The organism is Mesocryomonas lacus, from assembly GCF_055730105.2.
The window spans coordinates 1-4,136 of sequence record NZ_JBUZWF020000017.1 but is presented as its reverse complement, the minus strand read 5'-3'; the positions used below and the strand labels follow the sequence as shown (position 1 = coordinate 4,136).

At 60.4% G+C, this 4,136-nt stretch carries 4 protein-coding genes; all 4 read right to left on the bottom strand.

Features of this window, described 5'->3' with window-relative positions; genetic code table 11:
• Positions 1-445: 445 nt before the first annotated feature.
• From ACZLZQ_RS24230 to ACZLZQ_RS24215, 4 genes are read right to left on the bottom strand one after another with little or no spacing between them, the layout of a single operon-like run.
• Positions 446-1,345, bottom strand: coding sequence for a hypothetical protein (locus tag ACZLZQ_RS24230; protein ID WP_472951871.1), 900 nt, complete (start codon positions 1,343-1,345; stop codon positions 446-448).
• A complete protein-coding gene (locus ACZLZQ_RS24225) occupies positions 1,342-1,737 on the bottom strand; it encodes a phage holin family protein (RefSeq protein ID WP_472951868.1) in 396 nt (131 codons plus the stop codon). Before ACZLZQ_RS24225 ends, ACZLZQ_RS24230 begins: the two co-directional genes overlap by 4 nt.
• An 11-nt stretch (positions 1,738-1,748) precedes the next feature.
• Positions 1,749-2,315, bottom strand: coding sequence for a hypothetical protein (locus ACZLZQ_RS24220; RefSeq protein WP_472951867.1), 567 nt, complete (start codon positions 2,313-2,315; stop codon positions 1,749-1,751).
• Between the two features lie 50 nt (positions 2,316-2,365).
• Positions 2,366-3,403 carry a hypothetical protein gene (locus ACZLZQ_RS24215; RefSeq protein ID WP_472951866.1) on the bottom strand — a complete coding sequence of 346 codons (1,038 nt, stop codon included), beginning with the start codon at positions 3,401-3,403 and terminating at the stop codon, positions 2,366-2,368.
• Positions 3,404-4,136 lie beyond the last annotated feature (733 nt).

Below are 4,136 nucleotides of genomic sequence, written 5' to 3'. Positions count from 1 at the left end.
TTTGCTGACGATGCGCATGCTGTCCTCCGCAAACGACGCTAGAGCTCAGCAATTAAGAATCGGTCTAATGAAGGACCCATGCAGACTGGAAAGTGTCGCGCATACGTCGATTCGCTTGGGGAAGCTGTCGAAGGCGCATCGCTGATGGATCGTCCACGTCGGCCCGGCGTTGCGCTGAATTCCCCGGTTGATGAAGATTAACGCCAACAACAGGATTCAGATAATTGGTAGCTACAGCGGGAGGGTGCGCAGTGCCACCGAAACCCGGGCGACCAGCGATAGGCAGCTTGGCCCCTTAATGACGAGAATGTAGTGATTGGGACTGAATTCGTTCGGTATGTCCAGACCCATCGGTCGCCCTTAGGGCCCGCGCACGAAAACGGGAGGCGATGCCCTCCCGTTCTGATGTTGCACTGACGGACCGATATGCTTCGCGGATGAGCTTTTACTGGGTAGATTGGTCGTTGATGCTGTCCTTAGCGGCGGTCGCGAAGTTGCCGACGCGATCTTTCAGGTCCGCAGCCACCTCTCCCAGCTTGGTCTTCGTCAAGCCCTGAACCTCAGCTTCGCGGGCGACCTCGTCGATAGCGGTCGACGCAAGGTTCTTCGCTTCACCAAGCTTCTCGCCGGCAAGCGATCGGGCCTGCGCCTTTAGCTCGTCGCTTGTCTCTCCAAGGTATTCCCGTTCGACGTCGGTCACAGGAAGGACCGACGCAATGCCAGCGCCCAGCGCGAGGCCGAGTACTCCAAGCGCGAGCGGTTGGTTCTCAAAGAACTCGCCGACCGTCTGCTGCACGTGGCCCGCTTGGCTCCGGACGACCCGCGACCCGACGAGGCCCGCATTGTAGGCGCCAGATCCTATGTTCGAGGCGACGTCGCCGGCGTAAGAGGCCGCCGCGCCATAACCCTGCGATGCAGCGTTGGCAACCGCAGAGGCGCCGCCGGCGATACCTGCTCCAGCTTGGCGCACACCCGACCCGACGGCATCCATCGCATTGTTTGCGGCAGCGCCGGCACTGCTCGCGGCGCCGCCAAAGCGGTCGGATGTCCGCCCTGCATAGCGCGGCGCTTCGAAGCGCATCTCGTATTCTTCGCGATCCGACCGATGATGGTCACGATGACCGTGGTCGTCATGCTTCCTCGCTGCGAACAGTGAGGTTTTGCTACCGCCGAAGAACAGCCACGCCACCCCCATGCCGATGAGGGCGGCGGATGCGGGATTGTCACGGACGGCATCGGCGAGACCTGCGCCAAAGTCCTTCTTCGGTGCAGTGTTCCCTATGTTGGGAAGCGTTGGATCCGTCGCATATGACGATGGGACGGGACGATCGGAGGTCTGGCTCATGGGTTGTTTCCTTTCGCCGCTTGGGCGTCCATCTGGACCTGATGCACGGTGCGTTCCGGCACTAGGGTCTCGGACTTCAGTTTCTTGATGCCGGACGACACGAGGATTGCCGCGAAAACGCCCCCGAGTATTGTCGCCAACAGGAAGGCAAGGCCTGCTCCAAGTCCTGCCTGGACCAGGAATGTCGCGACGGTCGTGAGCAGCATGACGAGAGTGGCCATCGCAAAGGCCACACCGCCGACCATCAGGCCGACTGCCATGCCAGCGTTCGTCGCCTTCTTTGCCATCTCGGCCTTGGCGAGCTGGATCTCGCTTCGGAATAGAGCGGAAAGCTGCTCAAGACCGTTTGAGATCAAATCTGAGAAGCTTCTATCGTCGGGGGGTATCGCCATCGTATTTTCCTTCAGCCTTGCGTGCTGCGGACGGGCAGTGGACGAGGCGCGCCGGCGTGGTCGGAATCGCTCCGCCACTCGCCCACGTTGGCTTCGCTCGAACGCTTCTGCGCCGACGTCGACAGGAACCGGGCGACCACAAAGCCGGCCAGCGCCGTGGCACCGAGGAAGACGGCCGGCTGGCGGCGGGCGTAGTCATGGACGACACCAACAAGATCGGCGAGATCCCGATCTTTCACTGCATCGGCGAGGTGCTCGATCTCGCCCGCCGCCTTACGGGCGAAGTTTGCGACCATCGGCAGCTCTTCGTCGAGGCTGTTGGCAGCACGGTTGATCGAACCCGCATATCCCTTAAAGCGATCGGCGCCGGCGAGTTTCTGATCTTCGGCAAAACCGCGGACGTGCTCGGCGGCGTCGAGGACCCCCTGCTTGGCGCGATCTCCCAGATCGTTCACCGCGGCCTTTGCCTCACTCGCGAAAGAGCTCGCCTCGGCGCCAACGGTGTCGGCGGCGGCTCTGGCCTGGTCGGCAATGCCGGGCTTGGCGGACTGGTTCTGGTTGAATGTGGTGTTGCTCATTTTCGTCTCCACGCGTTTGAAATGGGATTGTCGATGGCCAAGTGGCCCGTTCAGTGGTCCAGCGGTCGAGAGGTGTCGGGCTTGGTCGCTTCGTCGTCCGTGACAACAGCCTTCACTCCGGCATCGACCACTGCGACAGCCCGCTCCCCGAGATCGCGAATGGCATCGCGGCCGGACCCGGCATCGAGACCCTCATCGCTTGCGGCGTCGAGGGTGGAGGCGACAACCCGCTCACCTGCATCCATCGCGGCATGAAGACCTTCCGTCGCGGTGGACTTGGCGCGCTCCCTAACTCGCGCACTCGCGTCCCCGAATAAGCGGGACTCCGTCCGGCTGTGCGGGATGAAGGCTGCAAGAGCCGCGCCGGCAAGTGCCGTCAGCGCTCCGACAAGCAGCGGGTTGCGCTGCACCGCGTCGATAAGCGTGTCGCGGCCCTGCTGTCCGAGCGCTGCAGCCCGGTCGGTTGCCTCCCCAACCGCATGGGTGGCGTCGTGGTACTTCATGCGAGCCTGATGAGCCGCGGCGTCGGCGGCGTCGGAAACACTTTGGGTCGCAGTGTTCAAAGTATCGGTGACGTTGGCCGACGCCGCCGACGCTGCGTCGGTAACTCGATCGGACGCGGTCTGGGCTGTCGAGGTCACCGAGGAAGTTGCTGTCGAAACTGCGTCTGACGCCTTGGTTGCCAGGCTCGATGCTTTGTCGGTCCCCGCTGCAACCGCTCCGGAAACCTTTTCACCGGAAATCAGTCCCGAGAAGATGTTATTACGACCGGACAGCGCGACGCCCGCACCCATCAAAAGGATCGGAGCCGGAATGCTCCGAAGTATCCCGAAGATCGGATAGGCGAGACCCGCGCCGATTGCAGCGGTCTGCAAGGGGTTGTCACGCGCCGATCGCTCGAGCTTCGCAAGCAGGTCTTGGCCTGACTGGACGATGCTGTCCTTCACGTCCGTCTTGATGGTCTCGGGCGAAAGGCGGCTCCGCAGCTCTCCAACGGTGTCGGCAAGGCCCGAGCGAAGGTGCTCGTTTCGAGCTTCGATTGCATCCAATCCAGTGTCGCCCATTACGGTACTGTTGGTTGAATTCATCGTATTCTCCCACGACATTAAAGGCTCTTCGAGCGCGACATTCACGCTTTCGAGAACCTATCGGGAAGTCGCTTGGTTCCTTGCCTCCTGCCAGGCAATTAAAGAGCAGCCACAACTCTAGTTACGGCAATTCCGGGCTTGTGGCGGCGAGCAATGCGAAGCTAGTTCGAGTAGCAAGTCAGTCAGCAGAATGGCAGGTATCCGCGACGCTTCCCTGGAAGCGGACAGGCCGCTTTCGGCCCCTCCTCGACGTCGGAAATGACTTCCTCTACGGGCCCAACATGGTCTCTCAATGATGCGCTTTAGGGGTCCGAAAGCGGACGTTACAAAAGTTGGACGAGACTTCTCCCACTGAGTTGCGGGCCTCGATCCTACCCAGAAAACATAGTGGTCTGATCCGTTTTGCGTAATTTCGTTGCCGTCCGCTTTTAAAAGTCGCTACAGCATATTCAGCAGATGGAGTGCCTTCGACGCGATCGAGCCTCCGATGTGCAGCAGATTCTCAAGGCGGGAACTATAAACGGGGATTAGGTTATCATCTCAGAAGGCATAATTAGGTTCAGCTGACTGAACCTCAAAATTCAGGCGATCGCCGTTCTCAGAATCCCCGGAAAAAACAATGTATTGGTGATACTGGTTCACCCTCAGTAATTAATTCAAAAATAGCTGGCCCGTCACGATCGCCACGGGCCGGATAGTCGATTATCGTTGCGCTTGCGTAATGACAGGCAAC